The following is a 2,270-nucleotide window of genomic DNA, read 5'->3' as shown; positions in this document are numbered from 1 at the left end:
GGGATAGTCAGGATGACGCAGAGCCATCATGGTCACGAAGACCTTGACGTTGCCGTCGCGCAGGAAATGCACCGCGAACCTTCCGATTTCCTCCGGCCCGTAGGGCGGCACGGCGACGATCCGCTCCTGCGGAACATCGTCGATGCGATTGACCCATCGGACCTTCACCGTCGTGCCAGGCTTGTAGATCCGTGGCATCGTGACGCAACAAGTGAACTTTCCGCCGCCCTCGTGCGCTCCAATATTTGGACCGCCATAGCCATTGACTTCGAACGCATAGATGCCCACATCGGTGTGGTTGTATCCAACCATTGACACCGCGATTGGCTCGTCGCCGCAACCGGACATTGCCAGCGACAGTGCCGCAAGCATGGCCAGCCTGACGCCATGCCTCAGGCTCGCCGCCGATGCCAGACGATGGTTCATCGTGCATCCTCCTGCTCGTCAGGCGCTTCCCATAAAGGCGTGCCGGCGGCCAAGACCTCACCCCCAAGTCCGCCTGCCCACTTCGCAAACGTATCGCTGTGCGCATTCGCCGGCATCGACAACCGTTGCGTGGCTTGCGGATGATCGACAAAGCGCCCTGACGTCTGGAAGGCCAATATCAGGTACTCCACCAAATCTTCCACGTCGGACAACCCATGCTGGCGCGCGGCACGCAAATGCGCTTCGATAAATGGATGAACTACGCGGTATGGCACGTGCCGCAGCTTTGGCATGATTGCCTGCAGGCCGCCGATCATGCCGTCCGCTTCGGTGGCAGCCTCCAGGGCGGCGATTTGCTTTTCGTCGAGGTGGACGGGCAGGGGAAACGCCCCGTCATGGTGAGCGTCGTCGGCAGGCAGCGTGGCCTGCTGGCACTTACCGAAACGGTCGAAGTAGCGCCATTCCGTGATGCCGCGCGTGAAGAATCCGCGTTGATCGTCGTCAAGGAGCGCGAGCCATGTCGGAAAGATGCGGCCGTCGTACCAGCGGATGATCATTTCGCGATTGTTCGGTACCTTGACCTGATGAAACTGCCGTAGATGCCCGGCGAGGTCGGTCAGCGGACGCGAGGCTGCGATGATGCTGACGCACGGTTTCAGCTCACCGAGGCGCATCGCATCGGCAAGGACGTTCCGGCCAGTCTGATCGTCATGGCTCAGGTCGATCAGCAACGGGGCGATGTCCAGCAGCGATGCCTCGGGATAGCCTTCGAACAGCGACTGGTATGCGGCGCCAGAACGGTCCAGCCGAAGGTGGAAGCGCATTTGATGGCTTGAGTCGATCAGGGCGAACCGGTAGTCCATATGGGCGTGCCTCTATTTGATGTAGATGCCGAACTGGCCGCTGCGCATGGCGTCGATCAGGCAGCTCTTGCAAGCCGTGCGGGGCAATTGCTGCGGCGGAATCAACTTGGCCCCCGGCGCGTGCTTGTCCCACGATGTGCACTTCTCGGCGATGTCGCCCAGCGTGACGTTCTCGATCCGCTCGCCAGTGATGCGGATGTAGGAACCTCCGGCACCGATCCAGACCTCCTTGTCAGCGGTAAGAACAACCTTCCCGTCCGTACTGCTGATCGTGACGTCCTTAAGCGCCGCCAGCTGCAGTTCATCGCTCTGCGCCTGGATCTCGACCTTCCCGCCCGCCGCGAACAGTTTCATGCCGAGTTTCTGCGCGAACAGGGACACGGCTTCGCCGGCGGCGACGGTGAAGCGCTTGACGGTGCTGATGTCCGCGCTGCCGCCGGCGGTGGCGATGAGATGGTTCGCCGCGCTCGTTTGCAGGTCCGCCCCGGACACCAGGGCGATACCAGCGGGCGCGCTGGCGAGCAGTCCGGCGGCGCGCAGTTGCTTGAGGCTGTCATTGAGCAGGGCCTGCTGGCGCTCGCAGTCGGCGGCGAGGGCTTGTGCGGCCCTGGCGGTCTCGGCCAGTGCCTGGCTTTGCTGGAGCGCTTGTTCGAGCAGGCGCTGAGCCGGGGCCATGTCGAGTTGCTGTCCGCTGGCCTTTGGCTGGTCATCGGCGGTGATGAACAACCCCTTGCCGCCCCGGATCGCTCCCCAGCCGGACGTCCTGAGTTCGAACCCTTCCCCTCGCCGCTTCCACTTCCCATCCACCATGTGGCCAAGCGTCAGCTGGCTCTTGCCGGAATGCTCGGTGGACAGCTTGACGTGCTCCTGTCCCTCCCAATCCTCGAATTCGAGCTTGTTGTCGCTCTGCGTGCGAATAACGTTGCGGGATAGCCAACGATCCTGATTGGTAATCAGATCCGTCTGGCGACTGTTATGGTG

3 protein-coding genes are annotated in these 2,270 nt (G+C 62.3%); all 3 read right to left on the bottom strand.

The window, feature by feature from the left end; translation table 11 throughout:
* Positions 1-426 (bottom strand): DUF3304 domain-containing protein (locus tag AC1DP9_RS27575; protein WP_477109058.1); only part of this gene is annotated, 426 nt, incomplete at its 3' end.
* Positions 423-1,289 (bottom strand): DUF4123 domain-containing protein, encoded by an 867-nt coding sequence (locus AC1DP9_RS27570; protein ID WP_477109057.1) that lies wholly within the window; start codon positions 1,287-1,289, stop codon positions 423-425. The genes AC1DP9_RS27570 and AC1DP9_RS27575, both read right to left, overlap by 4 nt.
* Positions 1,290-1,301: 12 nt before the next feature.
* The coding region (locus tag AC1DP9_RS27565; protein WP_477109056.1) for a DUF2345 domain-containing protein at positions 1,302-2,270 on the bottom strand (969 nt) is incomplete at its 5' end.

It is taken from the genome of Cupriavidus sp. 01L43 (assembly GCF_056399925.1).
Note: the sequence above shows the minus strand (reverse complement) of the source record. Positions and strands in the feature narration are given on the sequence as shown.

Excerpts from the sequence above, each read along its gene's own strand:
- AC1DP9_RS27570 (WP_477109057.1), bottom strand. The coding sequence starts at position 1,289 with ATGGACTACCGGTTCGCCCTGATCGACTCAAGCCATCAAATGCGCTTC.